Annotated in this window: 13 protein-coding genes; 11 read left to right on the forward strand and 2 right to left on the reverse strand. The window is 72.9% G+C overall.

Annotated elements, in window-relative coordinates:
• Positions 1-56: 56 nt before the first annotated feature.
• Positions 57-965, reverse strand: a complete 909-nt coding sequence (gene ligD / locus BJ982_RS12785; protein ID WP_184879844.1) for a non-homologous end-joining DNA ligase — start codon at positions 963-965, stop codon at positions 57-59.
• Between the two features lie 181 nt (positions 966-1,146).
• On the opposite strand from ligD, the gene ku reads away from it, so the two are divergent.
• The gene (gene ku / locus BJ982_RS12790; RefSeq protein ID WP_184879846.1) at positions 1,147-2,067 is read left to right on the forward strand and encodes a non-homologous end joining protein Ku; all 921 of its coding nucleotides are present in this window, start codon (positions 1,147-1,149) and stop codon (positions 2,065-2,067) included.
• Between the two features lie 189 nt (positions 2,068-2,256).
• On the opposite strand, the gene BJ982_RS12795 is transcribed toward ku, so the two are convergent.
• Complete coding sequence (locus tag BJ982_RS12795; protein WP_184879848.1) at positions 2,257-2,763, reverse strand: hypothetical protein; 507 nt, start codon at positions 2,761-2,763, stop codon at positions 2,257-2,259.
• A 329-nt stretch (positions 2,764-3,092) separates the two neighbouring features.
• On the opposite strand from BJ982_RS12795, the gene BJ982_RS12800 reads away from it, so the two are divergent.
• The 10 genes from BJ982_RS12800 (at position 3,093) to BJ982_RS12845 (ending at position 16,836) form a co-directional block, all read left to right on the forward strand.
• Positions 3,093-4,058 carry an alpha/beta fold hydrolase gene (locus BJ982_RS12800; RefSeq protein WP_239123075.1) on the forward strand — a complete coding sequence of 322 codons (966 nt, stop codon included), beginning with the start codon at positions 3,093-3,095 and terminating at the stop codon, positions 4,056-4,058.
• Between the two features lie 73 nt (positions 4,059-4,131).
• Positions 4,132-5,310 carry an adenylyltransferase/sulfurtransferase MoeZ gene (gene moeZ / locus BJ982_RS12805; RefSeq protein WP_184879850.1) on the forward strand — a complete coding sequence of 393 codons (1,179 nt, stop codon included), beginning with the start codon at positions 4,132-4,134 and terminating at the stop codon, positions 5,308-5,310.
• A 211-nt stretch (positions 5,311-5,521) separates the two neighbouring features.
• Positions 5,522-6,241, forward strand: a complete 720-nt coding sequence (locus tag BJ982_RS12810; RefSeq protein WP_239123074.1) for a hypothetical protein — start codon at positions 5,522-5,524, stop codon at positions 6,239-6,241.
• Positions 6,235-7,512, forward strand: a complete 1,278-nt coding sequence (locus BJ982_RS12815) for a S8 family serine peptidase (RefSeq protein WP_239123073.1) — start codon at positions 6,235-6,237, stop codon at positions 7,510-7,512. The genes BJ982_RS12810 and BJ982_RS12815 overlap by 7 nt, the downstream gene beginning before the upstream one ends.
• 74 nt (positions 7,513-7,586) lie before the next feature.
• A complete protein-coding gene (locus BJ982_RS12820; RefSeq protein WP_184879852.1) occupies positions 7,587-8,495 on the forward strand; it encodes a hypothetical protein in 909 nt (302 codons plus the stop codon).
• Positions 8,492-9,709, forward strand: a complete 1,218-nt coding sequence (locus BJ982_RS12825) for a S8 family peptidase (RefSeq protein ID WP_184879854.1) — start codon at positions 8,492-8,494, stop codon at positions 9,707-9,709. The genes BJ982_RS12820 and BJ982_RS12825 overlap by 4 nt, the downstream gene beginning before the upstream one ends.
• Positions 9,710-9,845: 136 nt before the next feature.
• Positions 9,846-10,208 carry a hypothetical protein gene (locus tag BJ982_RS12830; protein ID WP_221482305.1) on the forward strand — a complete coding sequence of 121 codons (363 nt, stop codon included), beginning with the start codon at positions 9,846-9,848 and terminating at the stop codon, positions 10,206-10,208.
• A gap of 22 nt (positions 10,209-10,230) precedes the next feature.
• On the forward strand, positions 10,231-10,533 hold the full coding sequence (locus BJ982_RS12835; protein WP_184879858.1) for an MGMT family protein: 303 nt from the start codon (positions 10,231-10,233) through the stop codon (positions 10,531-10,533).
• A 71-nt stretch (positions 10,534-10,604) separates the two neighbouring features.
• Positions 10,605-13,565 (forward strand): CDP-glycerol glycerophosphotransferase family protein, encoded by a 2,961-nt coding sequence (locus BJ982_RS12840; RefSeq protein ID WP_184879860.1) that lies wholly within the window; start codon positions 10,605-10,607, stop codon positions 13,563-13,565.
• 460 nt (positions 13,566-14,025) lie between these two features.
• Complete coding sequence (locus tag BJ982_RS12845; RefSeq protein WP_184879862.1) at positions 14,026-16,836, forward strand: helix-turn-helix transcriptional regulator; 2,811 nt, start codon at positions 14,026-14,028, stop codon at positions 16,834-16,836.
• Positions 16,837-16,956 lie beyond the last annotated feature (120 nt).

Consider the following 16,956-nt stretch of genomic DNA (forward strand, 5'->3'; position numbering starts at 1 on the left):
CTCCTCCGTCGACGGCGAGCATGAACTCGCACGCTCCATACCCCGATGCGTCCAGCCTAAGGCCCGCCGGTGTCCGGACCCCGCTCCGGCGGCGCCATCAGGTCGCCGAACCGCCCGACGCGCTCCAGCACGTCAGGGGCGGTGAACACGAACTCCTCCGGGCGCCGCAGCTCTTCGACCTCCTCCCAGGTGAGGGGCGTGGAGACGCTGGGGAGGCGGTTGGCGCGCAGGGAGTACGGCGCGACCGTGGTCTTGGCGGGGTTGTTCTGGCTCCAGTCGATGAACACCTTGCCGGGCCGCAGTTTCCTGGCCATCAGGCTGACGATCTCGTCGGGGCGCTCCTTCTCCAGGCGCCGCGCGAGCGCCCTGGCGTAGGCGGAGGGGTCCTCCTCGCGGTGCGACCAAGGGACGTACACCTGCATGCCCTTGTTCCCGCTGGTCTTCGGGCGGCCGTCGAGCCCGTCCTCGCCCAGGGCCTCGCGCAGGCGCAGCGCCACGCGGCGGCACTCGACGATCGTCGCGGGGGCGCCGGGGTCGAGGTCGAAGACCATGGTGTCGGGGGGCCGGGGCCGTCCCTCGTCGTCGACCCGCCACATCGGCGTGTGGAGCTCCAGCGCGGCCAGGCCCGCGAAGTACACGAGCGTGGGCAGGTCGTCCACGATGGCGTACTCGATCGTCTCGCGGCCCTTGGTGCTGCCGGGGGCGGGCAGGCGGGCGGTGCGCACCCACGAGGGCGTGTGCGCGGGCCGGTTCTTCTCGAAGAAGAATGGACCGTCCACGCCCTCGGGGTACCGCTTGACGGTGAGGGCGCGGCCCGAGATGTGGGGCAGCAGGAACGGGGCGACGCGAGTGTAGTAGTCGATCACCTCGGCCTTGGTGAACCCCGCCTCGGGGTACAGCACCTTGCCGAGGTTGGTCAGCGTCAGCTGCCGGCCGTCCACCCGGACCCGGACCTTCTCCGGCATGGCTCACCCCCCGTCCCCGGATCGCCGCCGCCCGCGGTCTTCCGTCCTGTGGCCCCGTGACCAGGGACGACTTGACCGGATACGGCATTCGACACTGGGTATCTGCCCATTTAGATACTGCTTTGCGCCCTTGCCGCTACCGAACACGCGTTCGATAGTGGAGGCGAGGTGAGGAGAGGCCATGCGTAGCATCTGGAAGGGTGCCATCTCGTTCGGGCTCGTCACGATCCCTGTGAAGCTCTATTCCGCGACCGAGCAGAAGGATGTGACGTTCCACCAGGTGCACCGCGAGGACGCCGGCCGCATCAAGTACCGGCGGGTGTGCGCGATCGACGGCCAGGAGGTGACCTACTCCGACATCGCCAAGGGCTACGAGCTGCCCGGTGGCGAGATGGTCGTGCTGACCGACGAGGACTTCGCCGAGCTGCCGCTCGGCACCTCGCGGCGCATCGACGTGCTGCAGTTCACCCCGGCCGCGCAGATCGACCCGATCCTGTTCAACAAGTCCTACTACCTGGAGCCGGAGAACACCGGCGTGAAGCCGTACGTGCTGCTGCGCGACGCGCTGGAGCGCACCGGCCAGGTGGCCATCGTGAAGATCGCCCTGCGGCAGCGGGAGTCGCTGGCCACGCTGCGCATCAGGGACGGGGTGTTCGTGCTGGAGACGATGCTGTGGCCCGACGAGGTGCGCGAGCCGGGCTTCGAGTTCCAGGACGAGGACGTCGAGGTGCGCCCGCAGGAGCTGCGCATGGCCGAGTCGCTCATCGAGACCATGGCCGGCGACTTCGACCCCTCCGAGTACCGCGACGAGTACCGCGAGGCGCTCCAGCAGGTGATCGAGGCCAAGGTCGCGGGCAAGGAGCTCGTGCGGCCCGAGGCGGCCGAGGAGGCCGGGCCCGCCGTCGATCTCATGGCGGCGCTTCGGGCGAGCGTGGACGCGGCCAAGCGGGAGCGTGAGGGCGCCCGGGAGAAGGCGCCCGCGCGCGGCAAGAAGGCGGCCGGCGGCGAGGAGCGTGCCGAGAAGGCCGGGGAGGCCGGGGAGAAGGCGGAGAAGGACGGCAAGAAGCAGCCCGCCAAGCGCAGGACGCGTAAGACCGCCTGACCGAATCGGCGTCTGAACCGTCCGCCTTTATTCCGCCTTATGGGAAAAGGGGGAAATCGGGGGGCCGGTGAATGCGACAGGAAGGCCCCGGAGCGATATCCGCTCCGGGGCTTCCCGTTTCGAGAACTAAGCGGCCGTGTTCTTCTCCGGGCCGTGCGACCGCCCGGGAAAGCCGCCTAGGTCAGCCGATCACTTGTCGTCGTGGTTGTGGTGCTTCTTGCCGTGGTGGTGATGGTGGTGCTGCGGGTGCCAGCGGCGGTCGTCCCGCCAGAAGTTGTGGTGCCCGCCGTGGTGGTCGTGGTGACCGATGATCGCACGGAAGAAGCGGGCCTCGACGACCTTGAAGAAGCAGTTGCGGTGGCCGCCGCCGTGGCTGCGGTGGTGACGGTGGTGCTTCTTGAAGCCCTTGCCGCCCCAGTCGCCGTCGTGGTCGCCGTCGTGGTCCCAGCCGCCGTGGTGGCCGTGGTGGCCGTGGTGACCGTGGTGGCACTGGCCGCCGCCGAAGCCGCCGCCGAAGCCACCGAGGCCGCCCCCGAAGCCACCGAAGCCGCCGTCGAGGCCGTCGAAGCCGAAGTTGGTGCCGATGGCGGTGGACGCGTTGGCGCTGGTGGCGGTGACGGCACCGAGGCCGGCGAGACCGCCGGTCAGCGCCACCGTGACGGCGAGCGTAGCGGCGTATTTCTTGACGTCGGGCATTGCGTTTTCCCCCTTGACGCATCGGGTTGCCCAGCGGAGGCATTTCCCCTTTATCGAGGGAAATGCCGGGGCGACTCGCTGTGAGTCTTCCCAGTTGTGTTGTTTTCCGAGGAGCACGTATGACAAACGGTGATCGCCACCTTTTGGCCGCTACTTAACCTCTCCTTATGTCTTTCAGTTTGAAATATCCCGATTTGCCCGATATTTCCCGTGATGCTTGGGCGTCTCCGGGCGTAAGGGCGCCCCCAGACCCGGCGTGGAGGGTGCCGCCAGATGGACGACGGCGGGTTATGGTCAGAACGGAGGGTGAACAGAAGGGGAGATAGACGGTGGAGGACCCGATTCCGCACTGGCCGGGGGAGCTGGTCGACCTCGGCGGCATGACCGTCCACGTCCGGTCCGCCGAGCCCCGGCCGGGCGCCGCGCCCGCCGAGACCGCCGTGTTCGTCCACGGACTCGCCGGATCGGCGACCAACTGGACCGATCTGATGGGCGAGCTGCGCGACGACGTCAGGGGATACGCCATCGACCTGCCAGGGTCCGGCTACTCCCCGGCGCATCCGGACGGGGACTACTCGCTGGCCGGGTACGCCGCGGCGGTCACGTCCCTCGTCGAGCGCCTCGGCGGCCCCGTCCACCTGATCGGCAACTCGCTGGGCGGCGCCGTGTCGGTCAAGGTCGCCGCCACCCGGCCCGACCTGGTCCGCACGCTGACGCTCATCTCGCCCGCCATGCCCGACCTGCTGCCCCGGTACGGCCCCGCCCGCGTCGTGCTGTCGGCGACCCCCGGCCTCGGCCAGTGGGCGATGGCCTGCCTGCGCGGGCTGCCCGCCGAGCGCCGCATCCGGGCGACCATGGCCATGTGCTACGCCGACACCGGCCGGGTCCACCCCGCCCGCCTGGAGGACGCGGTCGCCGAGCAGCGCCGGCGCGACACGCTGCCGTGGGCGGGCTCCGCGCTCATCTACTCGGCCCGTGCCCTGGTCAACGAGTACTTCCGCCGCGGCGAGGACAATCTGTGGCGGCTGGCGGCCCGCGTGACCGCGCCCACCCTGGTCGTGCACGGGCGGCACGACCGCCTGGTCGACCCGCGCATGGCCGCGCGCGCCGGCCGCACCTTCCCCGACGTCCGGCTCGTGCTGATCCCCGACGCCGGGCACGTCGCGCAGATGGAGTACCCCGCGCTCGTCGCGCGCCACGTCCGCCACCTGGTGCGGACCAGAAAACCGGACGGAAGCGGCAGATCGGTTGAGATCGCCGATTCGGGAATGGGGCGTGACCGGGTTAGGTTGTGACAGACGGCGGGGCGCGTAGCCTGAGGGCAAGCCGCCAATATGGGAAGATCCCCCGAAACGGGAGCGTAGAACTGTGTCGTTGCCACCGCTGGTAGAGCCGGCCGACGAGCTGACCGTTGACGAGGTGCGCCGCTACTCTCGCCACCTGATCATCCCCGACGTGGGGATGGCCGGGCAGAAGCGGCTCAAGAACGCCAAGGTGCTCTGTGTGGGCGCGGGCGGCCTCGGCTCACCGGCTCTGATGTACCTCGCCGCGGCCGGGGTCGGAACGCTCGGCATCATCGACTTCGACGTCGTCGACGAGTCGAACCTTCAACGGCAGATCATCCACGGCCAGTCGGACGTGGGGCGCCTGAAGGCGGAGAGCGCCGCCGCGAGCGTGCGCGAGATCAACCCCTACGTCAACGTCGTGATCCACAACGTGGCCCTCACGACCGACAACGTGCTGGACATCTTCGCCGGCTACGACCTGATCGTGGACGGCACCGACAACTTCGCCACGCGGTACATGGTGAACGACGCGGCCGTCCTGCTCGGCAAGCCCTACGTCTGGGGCTCGATCTACCGCTTCGACGGCCAGGCCAGCGTCTTCTGGGCCGAGCACGGCCCGTGCTACCGCTGCCTGTACCCCGAGCCCCCGCCGCCCGGCATGGTGCCGTCCTGCGCCGAGGGCGGCGTCCTCGGCGTGCTGTGCGCCTCGATCGGATCGATCCAGGTGAACGAGGCGATCAAGCTGCTCACCGGCATCGGCGAGCCGCTCGTCGGGCGTCTCATGATCTACGACGCCCTGGAGATGAAGTACCGCGACGTCAAGGTCCGCAAGGACCCCGAGTGCCCGCTGTGCGGCAAGAACCCCACGATCACCGAGCTGATCGACTACGAGGCGTTCTGCGGCGCCATCTCCGACGAGGCCCAGCAGGCCGCGTCCGGCTCCACGATCACCGCGCTGGAGCTGAAGGAGATGCAGGACCGCGGGGAGGACTTCTTCCTCGTCGACGTCCGCGAGCAGAACGAGTACGAGATCGTCAGCATCCCGGGCGCGGTGCTGATCCCCAAGGGCGAGTTCCTGCGCGGCACGGCCCTGGAGCAGCTCCCCCACGACAAGAAGATCGTGCTCCACTGCAAGTCCGGCGCCCGCTCGGCCGAGGCCCTGGCCGTGGTCAAGAACGCGGGCTTCGCCGACGCCGTCCACGTCGGCGGCGGCGTGCTGAGCTGGGTCAAGACCGTCGACCCTTCTCTTCCGACCTACTGACCGGCCCGGCCGGTGTCCCGCGGCCCGTTCCTCCTTCCGGAGGGGCGGGCCGCGGGCGTTCTCTGAGCTGTCCCTTTAGCGCGAGAACCATCACTTTCCAGGGGAACAAGCTGCTCTATCCCCATCTATCCGGATAGAACGTCGCTTGCCGTGCGGTCCGGCACGTTAAGGTCGGGCAGGTGAGGGGGAGCGAGCGCGGGAGGCCTGCCACGTGAGCGAGTCGCGCGCCTGGCCCCCGTTCGCGATCATCTCGGCGTTGACGCTGATCTGCGCCGTCGTCGCCGGCGTCACCGGCGGGGCGGCCGGCGCGGAGCTCACCCGGGGCCCGAGCGCGGCCGAGGTCCGCCAGGCGTCCGCGGAGGAGATGGCCCGCCGCTGGCGCACCTGGCCCGCGGGCAAGGTCTTCCCCGCGCTGCTGCCGTACATCGCCGAGCAGGGCGGCGAGGAGAAGGCCCGCAGGGTCGGCATCTCCTCCCGCACCGACTGCGCGGCCGCCGTGGACGTCGCCCTGCGGGCCGCGCTCAGGGCGGCGGGCTGCCGGGCCGTCCTCAGGGCGACCTACCTGGACGCGCTGCAGGGCGTCGTGGTCACGATCGGCGTCGCCGCCTTCCCCGACCAGGCGTCCGCGCTGGCCGCGAGGACGGCGTTCCCCAAGGCGGGCAGGCCCTCGCCCGGCCTGCGCGCGCTGGCCTTCCCGCAGACCGTGACCGACCGCTTCACCGCCGCCGCCCGCCAGACCTCCTCGCTGGCGCAGGCCGGGCCCTACCTCGTGCTCACCACCGCGGGCCAGGTGGACGGCAGGCCCGCGCGCTCGGTGGGCCGGCAGCGCTCCACGATCTTCACGTTCGCCTCCGACCTGGAGGAACGCGTCCTGACCGCGCTCGCCACGCCCGCCAGGCCGGACTGCGCGGGCAAGGACTGGCAGTGCTGACCCCGCGTGCCGCCCGTGATCGCCGCGCGGCGCGGGTCCTGGCCGTGACCGCCCTGGTCGCCTCGCTCGCCGTCCCCGCCGTCCCGGCGCGGGCCGACCAGGTGCGCGGCAGCCAGGCGCAGGTGCTGCGGACCCTCGGCCTCGACGCCGCCTGGCGGATCACCCGGGGCGCCGGGGCGAAGGTCGCGGTGCTCGACTCCGGCGTGGACCCCCGCCACCACGACCTGGCCGGGTCGGTGGTCACCGGCCCGGACCTCACCAAGGGCGCCAACCCGCGCGGCGTCGCCCCGAGCCGCCTGCACGGCACCTACATGGCCTCGCTCATCGCCGGCCACGGGCACGGGCCGGGCGGCGCCGACGGCGTGATCGGCGTCGCGCCCGCGGCCAAGGTGCTGTCGGTGCGGGTCATCCTGGAGGACGACGAGCCGGGGTTCCGCGACTTCAACTCCGAGGCCCGGTTCGAGAACGTCGTCGCGCGCGGCATCCGCTACGCCGTCGACCAGGGCGTGGACGTCATCAACCTCTCTATCAGCAAGGACCAGCCGACCCGGCAGGAGCGCGCCGCGATCCGGTACGCGGTGTCCAAGGGCGTGGTGCTGGTCGCGGCGGCGGGGAACGACGGGGCGGGCCGCGTGACCGGGCCGTACTCCTACCCGGCGTCGCTGCCCGGGGTGATCTCGGTGGCCGCCGCCGACCGGGGCCTGCGCAAGGCGTCGTTCTCCAACCGCAACTCGCTGGTCCTGGTGGCGGCGCCGGGGGTGGACATCTACGGGGCCGGGCCGGGGGACCAGTACTGGGTGGGGCGCGGGACGTCGCAGGCCACGGCGCTCGTCTCCGGAGTCGCCGCGCTGATAAAGGCGAAATATCCGCGCATGACCCCGGCACTGGTCACCCAGGCGCTCACCACCGGCGTCGTCCGCCACCCGCCCCAGGGGTACGACCCGGGAACCGGCTTCGGCGTGGTCAACGCGGCGCGCGCCCTGGCCGAGGCCGCCCGGCTGTCCCGGCACAAGCACACCGCCGCCGGCCCCGGCGTCCAGAACCCCGACCTGCCGGTGGGCGCGGGCGGACGGGCCGCCGAGCCCGTCCGGGTCGTGCGCAGGGACTCGCACATGATCGCCGTGTACGGGGGAGTGGCGGCCGCGGCCGGCGCGCTCGCGTGCACGAGCCTCACCGCGCTGGTGATCCTCGTCCGGCGGGGCAGGCGGCGCCGCCGGCGCGAGGAGGCGTCCCACCCGCCCGCGCCCTCGTGGGAACGGACGCCGACCTGACGGAGGCGGGAACACGACAGGTGGCGAAGGCCCATGCGAGACGCCGGAAGCGGGCACCGACGTAGCATCGGGGTATGTCGCCTGAAGAGCCACGGGCGCGGCCGGCGCCCTGGCCCCCGCGTGGAAGAGGCGCGTCCTTCGGCGGGCGGCTCTCCTCGGGCGGCGGCCCCTCCCCGTACGGGCCCGCGCGCCCCTGGGTCGGCTCCCGCACGCGGGCCGCGAGCCTTCAGGCGACGCGGGAACGCGTCGAACTCGAACGCGGAGTCCGCTTCCGCTCCCTCTTCCTGCTGATCATGGGCACGCTGCTCGTGGTCGCGGCGACCGACGTGCTGCTCGGCGCGGTCGGCGTCCTGCACGAGACCCGGTCCCGCCCGCTCACGCCCGCCGAGCGCGCCCGGTACGCCGAGGCGGACGTCGCGCGGCGCTGGCACACCTGGCCGGCCGACCGGGTGTTCCCCGCCCAGGTCGCCTACGTCGGCCTGGCCCGGGTGCGGCAGTACGCCAAGCGGGTCGGCATCGCCGCGGAGGCCCCGTGCGCCTCGGTCGTGGACGGCTCCGTCGGCGCGGTGCTGCGGCAGCGCGGCTGCCGCACGATGTTGCGGGCCACCTACGTGGACCAGACCGCCGCGTTCGTGGTCACCGTGGGGGTCGCCGTGCTCGCGGACGAGGACACGCGGGTGCGCGCGGCGGGCGAGCTGCCGGTCGACGACCGGGTGGGCGTGCGCCCGGTGGCCTTCCCCGGAACGGTGACCGAGTCGTTCGGCGCCGCGCAGCGCCAGCGCACGGGCTGGGTGGGCGCCGGGCCGTACATCGTCTTCACCACCGCCGGGTACGCCGACGGCCGCACCCGCGAGGCGATCGCCCGCGAAGAGATCACCCACAGCGAGCTGTGGCCGACGGCCCAGTCCATCGCCGGCCACATCGGACGCGGCCTGTCCGCGCCCCCGGAGATCCCCCGCTGCACCCAGGGGAACGTGTGTTGAGCCGCGGGCGGCGCCTGCGCGCGGTGGCGGCGGCGGGCGCGTCGCTGCTGCTCACGGGCATGCCGTTCACGCCCGCCGCGGCGGACGTCTCGCGCGCGCCCGCCGTCCTGGAGGACGTGCGCGACGCGCAGCGCTGGGTGCTGGACGCGCTGAACGCCGAGAAGGCGTGGCAGGTCACGCGGGGCGCCGGCGTCACGGTCGCGGTGGTCGACAGCGCCGTGGACGCCGGCGTGCCCGAGCTGCGGGGCAAGGTCGTGACCGGGCCGGACCTGCGCGACGACGCCTACGACGGCAGGCCGCCGCCGGTCGGCGTGCACGGGACGGCGATGGCCTCGCTGATCGCCGGCTCCGGCCGGGACGGCGGGCTGGCCGGGCTCGCGCCCGAGGCGGCCGTCCTGTCGATCCCGGTGCTCAACGACCGGCCCGAGTACCGCCTGGTCGAGCCGGACAACGGCATCGGACCGCCCGTCGAGACCCCGCTCTCGCGCGCCCTGCGCTACGCGACCGACAACGGCGCGCGGGTGATCAGCATGTCGCTCGGCGGGTACGGCCCGCTGCGCGCCGACCGCCAGGCCGTGGCGTACGCGCTGGAGCGGGGCGTGGTGCTGGTGGCGGCCGTGGGCAACGACGGCGACTCGCGCGCCGCCGAGCGGTACGGCACCTCGTTCTGGAGCTTCCCCGCGGGGTTCGCCGGCGTGATCGGCGTGGCCGCGGTGGACCGTCTCGGCAAGCACGCCGCGTTCAGCAGCGACAACCTGTCGGTGCTGGTGGGGGCGCCGGGGGTGGCGGTTCCCGCGGCGAAGGCCGGCGGCGGGTACATCTCGATCGAGGGCAGCAGCGTGTCGACGGCCCTGGTCGCCGGGGTCGCCGCCCTGATCAAGGCGAAGTACCCCCAGCTCAGGCCCGAGCTGGTGGCCCGGGCCCTGTCCACGACGACGCGGGGCGCGCCCGCCGGCCGCTACGACGAGAAGATCGGCTTCGGTGTCGTGGACGCCGCCGCCGCGCTGGCCAGGGCGGGCGAGCTGACGCGCTACCGGTCCGCCGTCCCGGTGCGGGAGGGGCTGCACTTCGGCAAGGGCGTGACCGTCTCCGAGCCCGAGCGGCCGGGGCCGGACCCGCTGCGCCTGTGGGTCTACGGGGCCGGGATCGTCCTCGGGCTGGCCGGCTTCGGGGCGGGCGTGGTGGTGCTGACCCGGCGCGCCGAACGCCGATGATCACGTCATGGCAGCGGTTCGGGCGCGTTTCGGCTGCTGTTCGGCGGCATTTAGGATGCGGTCTTACCAAGGCCCGACGATCTCGTTCCGATGATCGGTAAAGGTTCGCTAGGGTTCCCGTCTCGTGGGATACGAGTTGCGTGTACAGCGTGAATCGCCGCTCGCCTACGCCGAGCTCGCGGAGCTGACGGCGTCGGCCGACGCCGGCTTGGAACTGCGGGGCGCCGCCGAGGCCGCCGAGATCGTCGCCAGGCACGGCGACGCCGAGCACACCGTCGCCACGTGGGAGGGACGGCTGTACGGCGTGCCGACCTCCGACTGGCACGTCGCCCAGCTCGCCAGGCTCGCCGCGCTGGCCGGCGGTGACCTCACCGGTGAGGACGGCGAGGCGTACCGCATCCGCGACGGCATCGTCGAGCAGGTCAACGGCGAGGCCTCCTACGAGTTCGGCAAGCTCGAAGAGATCCTCGCGGACGGCCCCGCGCCGTGGGCGGCCTGAACCCCGAGGCGAGGGCGGGCACGTGAGCGATCCGACGCCCTTCGCCGAGCGGGTGCTCGACGTGGTCGAGCGCATCCCGCCGGGCAAGGTCATGTCCTACGGCGACATCGCCGAATACCTGGAGGAAGGCGGCCCGCGCCAGGTCGGCCGCGTCATGTCCACCTGGGGCGGGGGCGTCCCGTGGTGGCGGGTCGTCCACGCGGACGGTACCGCGGCGCCGGGCCACGAGGCCGCGTGCCTGGTCCATTGGAAGGAGGAGGGCACGCCGCTGCGGGGAGAACGGGTCCACATGCGCCAGGCGCGATGGCTCGGTGATCATCAGTGAGTTCTCAAGAATGCCTATTACGATTCCAGAGACGCCCTTTGCGGTGAGACTGGAAAGGCGGTGCCTCCCTGATGGCCACCGGTGCCACGCCCGCGCAGGCCGGCGACCTGGTCGCCGATCGGCTGAGGGCCGCCCAGGACCTGTATGACAAGGGAGAGCCGCTCGACGCGCTGATCGCGGCCGTCCACTCCGGTGACCTGTCGCGGACGCAGCGCAGGCGCCTGCACGCCGGGGCGCTGAACGGCCCGCTCGGCCTGCGCCTGGAGATCGCCGCCAAGAGGGACGCCACCCGCCTGCGTCAGGCCATCGACCTGCTGCGCGACTACCTCGCCGATGTCGACGCCCCGGTCAAGCGCGCGCTGCCGGTGGCGCGCCGCCTCGCCTTCCACCTCGTCGAGAACCGCGACCCCGCCATCTTGGCGGAGAGCGGCGAGCTGGCCGTGCTCGCGGCCGCGACCTCCGAGCCGTTCAAGCGGGTGCGCAAGGGCCTGACCTGGTACGCCGTCCTGCCCGTCGAGGCGCCGCGCTCGCTGTTCCGGCTGCGCGGCTCGGACCTCGTGCCGGTCACCGAGGTGTCGGACGTCTCCTGGCACGACGGGAGGCTGCGCGTCACAGGCCACGCCTACCTGGCCGGGCTCTCGGTGCGCAGCCGCCGGTTCAACCGCGCGACCGTCGTGCTGCGCGGCCCGCGCTGGGTGCCGCCGATCTCCGCGCGCACCCGCCGCGTCCGCTGCCCCGCGGCCACCCAGGGAGCGGCCGACCCCGGCTGCAACTACGACTGGGCCGGGTTCGTCGCCGAGATCCGGCCGTGGTCGCTGCGCTGGCGGGCCGGCATCCGCGCGACGCTGCACGCCGTCAAGCGGCTCCTGCGCCGCCGCCCCGCCGTCCCGGAGACCACCACCTGGCGTGCCGACATCCTGATCTGGAGCCGGGCGGCGCGGGCGACCGGCGCGGTGCGCGGCCCCGCCATGGGGCGCACCGAGCGCCCGCCCGGGCTGCGGGTGCGTCCCGGCTGGTGGGTGCGCCCGGCCTGGACGTCCGACCGCGCCCTGCAGATCGTGCTCCAGCCGACCAGGGCCGAGCTGACCGGCGTCGTCCACGACGGCGACCAGATCGAACTGCGGGGTTTCCTGCCCGGCGCGACGGTGACCAAGGGCAGGGCCCGCCTCGGCGGCCACCGCATCGCCGCCGACTTCACCCCGGCCGAGGGCGGCACCTGCTTCTCGGTGGCGCTCGCCGTCCCGGTCCTGATGAAGGAGCGCGACGCCCGCAGGCTGTGGATCGAGCCCAAGGGCGACCCCGCCGCCCCGGTCATGATGGACGACGCCGCCGAGACCCGCGTCGGCCTGGACCGCAGCGAGGTCACCGTCCTGCGCGACCGCCGCGACCGGGTCGTGGTGTCGGCGCACCGCGTCTGGCCGGTGATCACCTCGGCCGTGTGGGGCGAGGACGGCGCGCTGACCCTCGCCGGCACCTACCCCGACACCGATACCGGGCCGCGCGAGCTGGTGCTGCGCCAGCGCGCCGGCCACACCCACCACCTGCGCCTCCAGCGGTCGGGGCCGGACTTCACGGTGCGCGTCGCCCCGGGCGCGATGCCGCGGTTCGGCGCGGCCGTGGCGCTGGCGTCGGGCGCCTGGAGCCTGTCGATCGCGGGTGGCAAGGGCACCACCGCCCCCCTCCGCATGGACCACCGCCTGCTCGACACCCTCGACGAGGACGTCCACATCGTGGACGGCCGTGAGTACCGCCTGATGGCGACCCGTTTCGACGTCCCGGTGCTGGTCGCGGGCGAGCACGTCCCCGACGACGAGAAGGGCGCGGTCGGGCTGTGGTCGATGCGCCGCGTCCACTACCCGGCCGAGCGCCGCCGTGAGCTGCGCGACGCCACCGTGTACGTCTCCTTCGACGGACGGTCGTACTCCGACAACGCGCGGGCGGTGTACGAGGAGCGGCTGCGCCGGGGTGACGACCGCGAGCACATCTGGGTCGTCAAGGACGGCGCCTTCGTGCCGCCGGACTCCGCGGCCCTCGGCCTCGCGCCGGGCATCGTCCCCACGGTGGTCCGCGAGGGCAGCCGCGAGCACTACACCGCGCTGGCCCGCGCGCGGCACGTCATGACCAACACGATGCTGCCGCAGTGGTTCCGCGCCCGCGAGGACCAGGTCGTCGTGCAGACCTGGCACGGCAGCCCGCTCAAGCGCGTGGGCCTGGACCAGCGTCACATGACCCGCGAGCCGAGGCCGCCCGCGTGGTACCGCCAGGCGGCCGAGGTCGCGAACTGGGATCTTCTGGTCACCCAGAGCCCGTGGGCGTCGCGGGTGCTGCGGCGGGCGTTCGGGTACGGCGGCGAGGTCCTGGAGGCGGGCAACCCGCGCAACGACGTGCTCATGGCAGGCGACCGGGCCGAGCTGGCCGCGGCCGTGCGGCGCAGCCTGGGCGTCCCGCCGGGCAGGCGGGTGGTCCTGTACGCCCCCACCTGGCGCGACCATGATCGCAGGAACGCCTCGGTGCGGCTGGACCTGGGCGAGGCCCGGCGGGTGCTGGGCCGCGACCACGTGCTGCTGGTGCGCGGGCATCCGATGCAGGCGTCCCCGTCGGCGCCCGGGCTGGTGGTGCCGGGGCCGTCGTCGGTGATGAGGCCCGGGCCGATGACCCGTGAGTCCACGTTCGCCATCGACGTCACGACTTATCCAGACATGGCGGATCTACTGTTGATCGCCGACGTGCTGATCACCGACTACTCCTCCGTGATCTTCGACTTCGCCGTCACCCGGCGGCCGATCGTCTTCTTCGGCCACGACCTGGAGCGTTACCGCACCACGCGCGGCCTCTACCTCGACCTGCGCACCGAGGGGCCCGGCCCCCTGCTCACCGACGCGGCGGACGTCGTCGAGGCGGTGCGGCTGATCGACGCGCTCGCCGGCGACTACACCGACCGTTACGAAGAGTTCGTGCGCACCTATGCGCCCCGCGATGACGGGAAGGCGACCGCGCGCGTGGTGGACCAGGTCTTCACGCCCGATTCCTGAGGGTTCGCCCGCCGGGTGACACGGTTGTGACCACGGCGCGGCGATGCCGGGACGCCACTCCGTGTGTGCCGTCCGGACACTCAGAGCATCATATTCAGGCTCCGTAACGCTGTATCGGCCCTGCGGAGTGCGAAATTTCGGGCTTCGCGGGGAGTTTCGGCGCGGCGTCGACCGCCGCTCGTCCGTGAGGCCCGCACATCGCTTGACGCGCGGATATTTCACCGATGCGACCAGCGCCGCCCGCATATGGGTGTGAAACATCTATATTCGCCGTCCGATCGCCGGTACCGTGTACGGGACCTGAACAGACCGCCACACTCCGTGTCCGAATGTCTTACATCTCACCGCCCGACTTGACGGCATCCGCAACAAGGCTGTTATGCGGGAGGGTTGACCTTGGCCGAACGTATGGGGATAACTGTCCCGGGGAGTCCCTAAATCCCTACCCTGGGAGCTGTCGATGAGCAGCGTGCCTTCGCCCGCACTGGTCGGACGTGCCTCCGAACTACGCACAGTGATCGATGTGATAACCCGCCCTCCGGCAGTCGTCCTTGTGGAGGGCGAGGCGGGCATCGGGAAGACCCGCCTCGTGCGCGCCGCGCTCGGCCACGTGCCGCCCGGCGACCGAGCGGTTCTCCTCGGATATTGCCACCAGATACGTGAGCCGTTCCCGTACGGGCCGGTCTTCGAGGCGCTGCGCGACATCGCGGGCCGGCTCCCCGCGGCCGGCGCGCTGAACCCCGTGATCGGCGCCCTGGGCGACTACTTACCCGAGCTGGCGGGAGCGCTTCCCCCGGCGCCCCCGCCGCTCAACGACCCGCGGGCCGAGCGGCACCGGGTGTTCCGGGCGATCCGCGCGTTGCTGGCCGCCGTCGCACCCGCCGTGCTCGTCATCGAGGACCTGCACTGGGCCGACGAAGGCACGCGTGACCTGCTGCGATTCCTGATCGACCAGCCACCGGCCGGGTTGTCCCTCGTGGTGACCTACCGCAGGGAGGAGCAGAGCGGGTCCTCGCTCGGCCGCGCCTACCGCCACCACCCCGACACCACCAGCGTGGTCGTCCCCCTGGTGCCGCTCGACGTCACCGACGTGGGCAGCCTCGCCGGGGCGCTCCTGAACCGGTCCGACCTCTCCACGGGGTTCGTCGCCCGGCTGCACGAGCGCACCGCGGGCATTCCTTTCGTGGTCGAGGAAGTGGTACGTTCCCTCGCCGACGCCGAGGAGCCCGAGGCGCTCGACCGCGCCGGCGTGCCCCTGCTGCTCCGCGAGGCCATGGCCGAGCGCATGGCCGGGCTGACCTCGGCGGCGGTGCGGACGGTGCAGGTCGCCGCGGTGCTCCGCGTCCCCGCCGGCGAGCAGTTGATCACCGCGGCCGGCGGCGACTCGGCCGGCCTGGGGGAGGCACTTCGGGCCGGGGTCCTGCACGAGGATCCGGGCGGCCGATACGGCTTCCGCCATGCGCTGGCCCAGCAGGCGGTGTACGATGCGATCCCCGGTCCCGAACGTCGCTCGGCGCATGAGCGCGTGATGGCCGCGCTGGCCGCCATGGACTCCCCACCACTGGTCCAGCTCGCCTTCCACGCTCGGCAGGCCGGCGACATCGAGGCGTGGCTGCGGCACGGGACTGCCGCGGCCCACCGCGCCGCCGCGCTCGGCGACAACGCCATGGCCATCGAGATCATCGAGGACATGCTCGACGATCCCGACCTGCCGCCCGCCGAGCGCGCGCCGCTGGCGCTCAAGCTGAGCCGGTTCGCCAGGACCGGCCTGTCGCACCAGCGGGTCGTGCGCATGCTGCGGCACGTCCTGCGCGACGACTTCCTCTCCCCGGAGGCGCGCGCGGAGGCGCGCCTGGACCTCGGGCTCGTGCTGTCCAACCAGGCGGGCGACACCGCCGGCGGCCGTCCCGAGATCATGACCGCCGTCGAGGAGCTCACCCACCAGCCGTCCCTGGCGGCGCGGGGCCTGGCCTGCCTCGCCCTGCCGGGATGGGGCACCGAGTCGCTGGCCCAGCACGAGCAGTGGATGGCCAGGGCCGAGGCGTTGGTCGCGGACGGCGACAACCCCGAGCTGTCCACGGCCGTCCTGGTCAACCGGGCCTCCTTCCAGGCGGCCATCGGCGCCAAGGACGCCTTCGCCGTCGCCGAGACCCTCCCGGTCGGCGACAGCCGGCTGGCCGTCCGGCGCGAGATCACCCGCGGGTACGCCAACCTGTACGACTCGCTGATCACGCTCGGGCTGTTCACGGAGGCCGAGCGGGCCGCGCGCGAGGGACGGCGGCTGGCCGTGGAGACCGGCGCCGAGTACTGCGCCTACCTCATCGACGTGTCCTCGATCCGCATGGAATGGCTGACCGGCAGGTGGCAGGGGCTGCGCGAGCGCGCCATCGCGATGAGCGACCTGGTCGCCGGCACCCCGCAGATCGCGGTGGACGTCTGGCTGGTCCTCGGCATGCTGGCGCTGGCGACCGGCGAGTGGGACGAGGCCGCGCGGCACTTCCAGGGCGCCGGCCTCGACGCGCCCGACAACGGGTACGTGCCCATCGTCGAGACCGCCGCCGCCGGAATGCTGGAGCTGCACCTGGCCAGGGGCGCGCTGGACGACGCCGTCGCCGAGGTCGAGCGCGCGATCCTCCGGCTGCGCCGCAAGGCCGTGTGGGTCTGGGGCGCGCACCTGATCGCACCGGCCGTCACCGCGCTGGGCTTCGCGGGCCGGCTGGACGAGGCGGCCGACCTGGTGGAGGAGTACGCCGCCGGCATCGCCGGCCGCATGGCCCCCAACGCGCATGCCGCCCTGGACGCCGCCCACGGCGCGCTCGCCTGCGCCGGGCAGCGCCACGACGAGGCCGCCGCCCACTACGCCCGCGCCCGCGAGGCGTACGCGGAGATGCCCCAGCCGTACGCGGCGGCGCACGCCGGCGAGGGGGAGGCCCGGTCGATGCTCGCCCGCGGCGACTCCGGCGCCGGCGCGGCCTTCGCCGACATCGCCGAGCGGTACGGGGAGCTGGGCGCCACGCACGACGCCGCCCGATGTCGCCGCGTGTTGCGGGACATCGGGGTGGAGGTGCAACTGCCGCGCGGGCGCCGGGCCAAGACCAGCGCGCTGTCGCAGCGGGAGACCGAGGTGGCCCGGCTGGTCGCGCTCGGGCGGACGAACAAGGAGATCGCCGACGTGCTGTTCCTGTCCACCCGCACGGTCGAGAGCCACGTCGCGACCGTGCTGCGCAAGCTCGGCGTCCGGTCGCGGACCGAGGTGGCGCCGCCGAGCTGAGGAACCCGGCGGCGAGAGAAGCACATCACGGGAGACATCGGCGCGACACCTCCGGGAACGGCGAAACCCCCGGGGACCGGCGGGCTGTCGGTCCCCGGGGGCGTCCTCGCCGCCCGGGTC

It is taken from the genome of Sphaerisporangium siamense (assembly GCF_014205275.1).
In the GTDB taxonomy this organism is placed as follows: domain Bacteria; phylum Actinomycetota; class Actinomycetes; order Streptosporangiales; family Streptosporangiaceae; genus Sphaerisporangium; species Sphaerisporangium siamense.

Excerpts from the sequence above, each read along its gene's own strand:
- BJ982_RS12845 (WP_184879862.1), top strand. The coding sequence starts at position 14,026 with ATGAGCAGCGTGCCTTCGCCCGCACTGGTCGGACGTGCCTCCGAACTA.
- BJ982_RS12840 (WP_184879860.1), top strand. The coding sequence starts at position 10,605 with ATGGCCACCGGTGCCACGCCCGCGCAGGCCGGCGACCTGGTCGCCGAT.
- ku (WP_184879846.1), top strand. The coding sequence starts at position 1,147 with ATGCGTAGCATCTGGAAGGGTGCCATCTCGTTCGGGCTCGTCACGATC.
- ligD (WP_184879844.1), bottom strand. The coding sequence starts at position 965 with ATGCCGGAGAAGGTCCGGGTCCGGGTGGACGGCCGGCAGCTGACGCTG.
- BJ982_RS12795 (WP_184879848.1), bottom strand. The coding sequence starts at position 2,763 with ATGCCCGACGTCAAGAAATACGCCGCTACGCTCGCCGTCACGGTGGCG.
- BJ982_RS12820 (WP_184879852.1), top strand. The coding sequence starts at position 7,587 with ATGTCGCCTGAAGAGCCACGGGCGCGGCCGGCGCCCTGGCCCCCGCGT.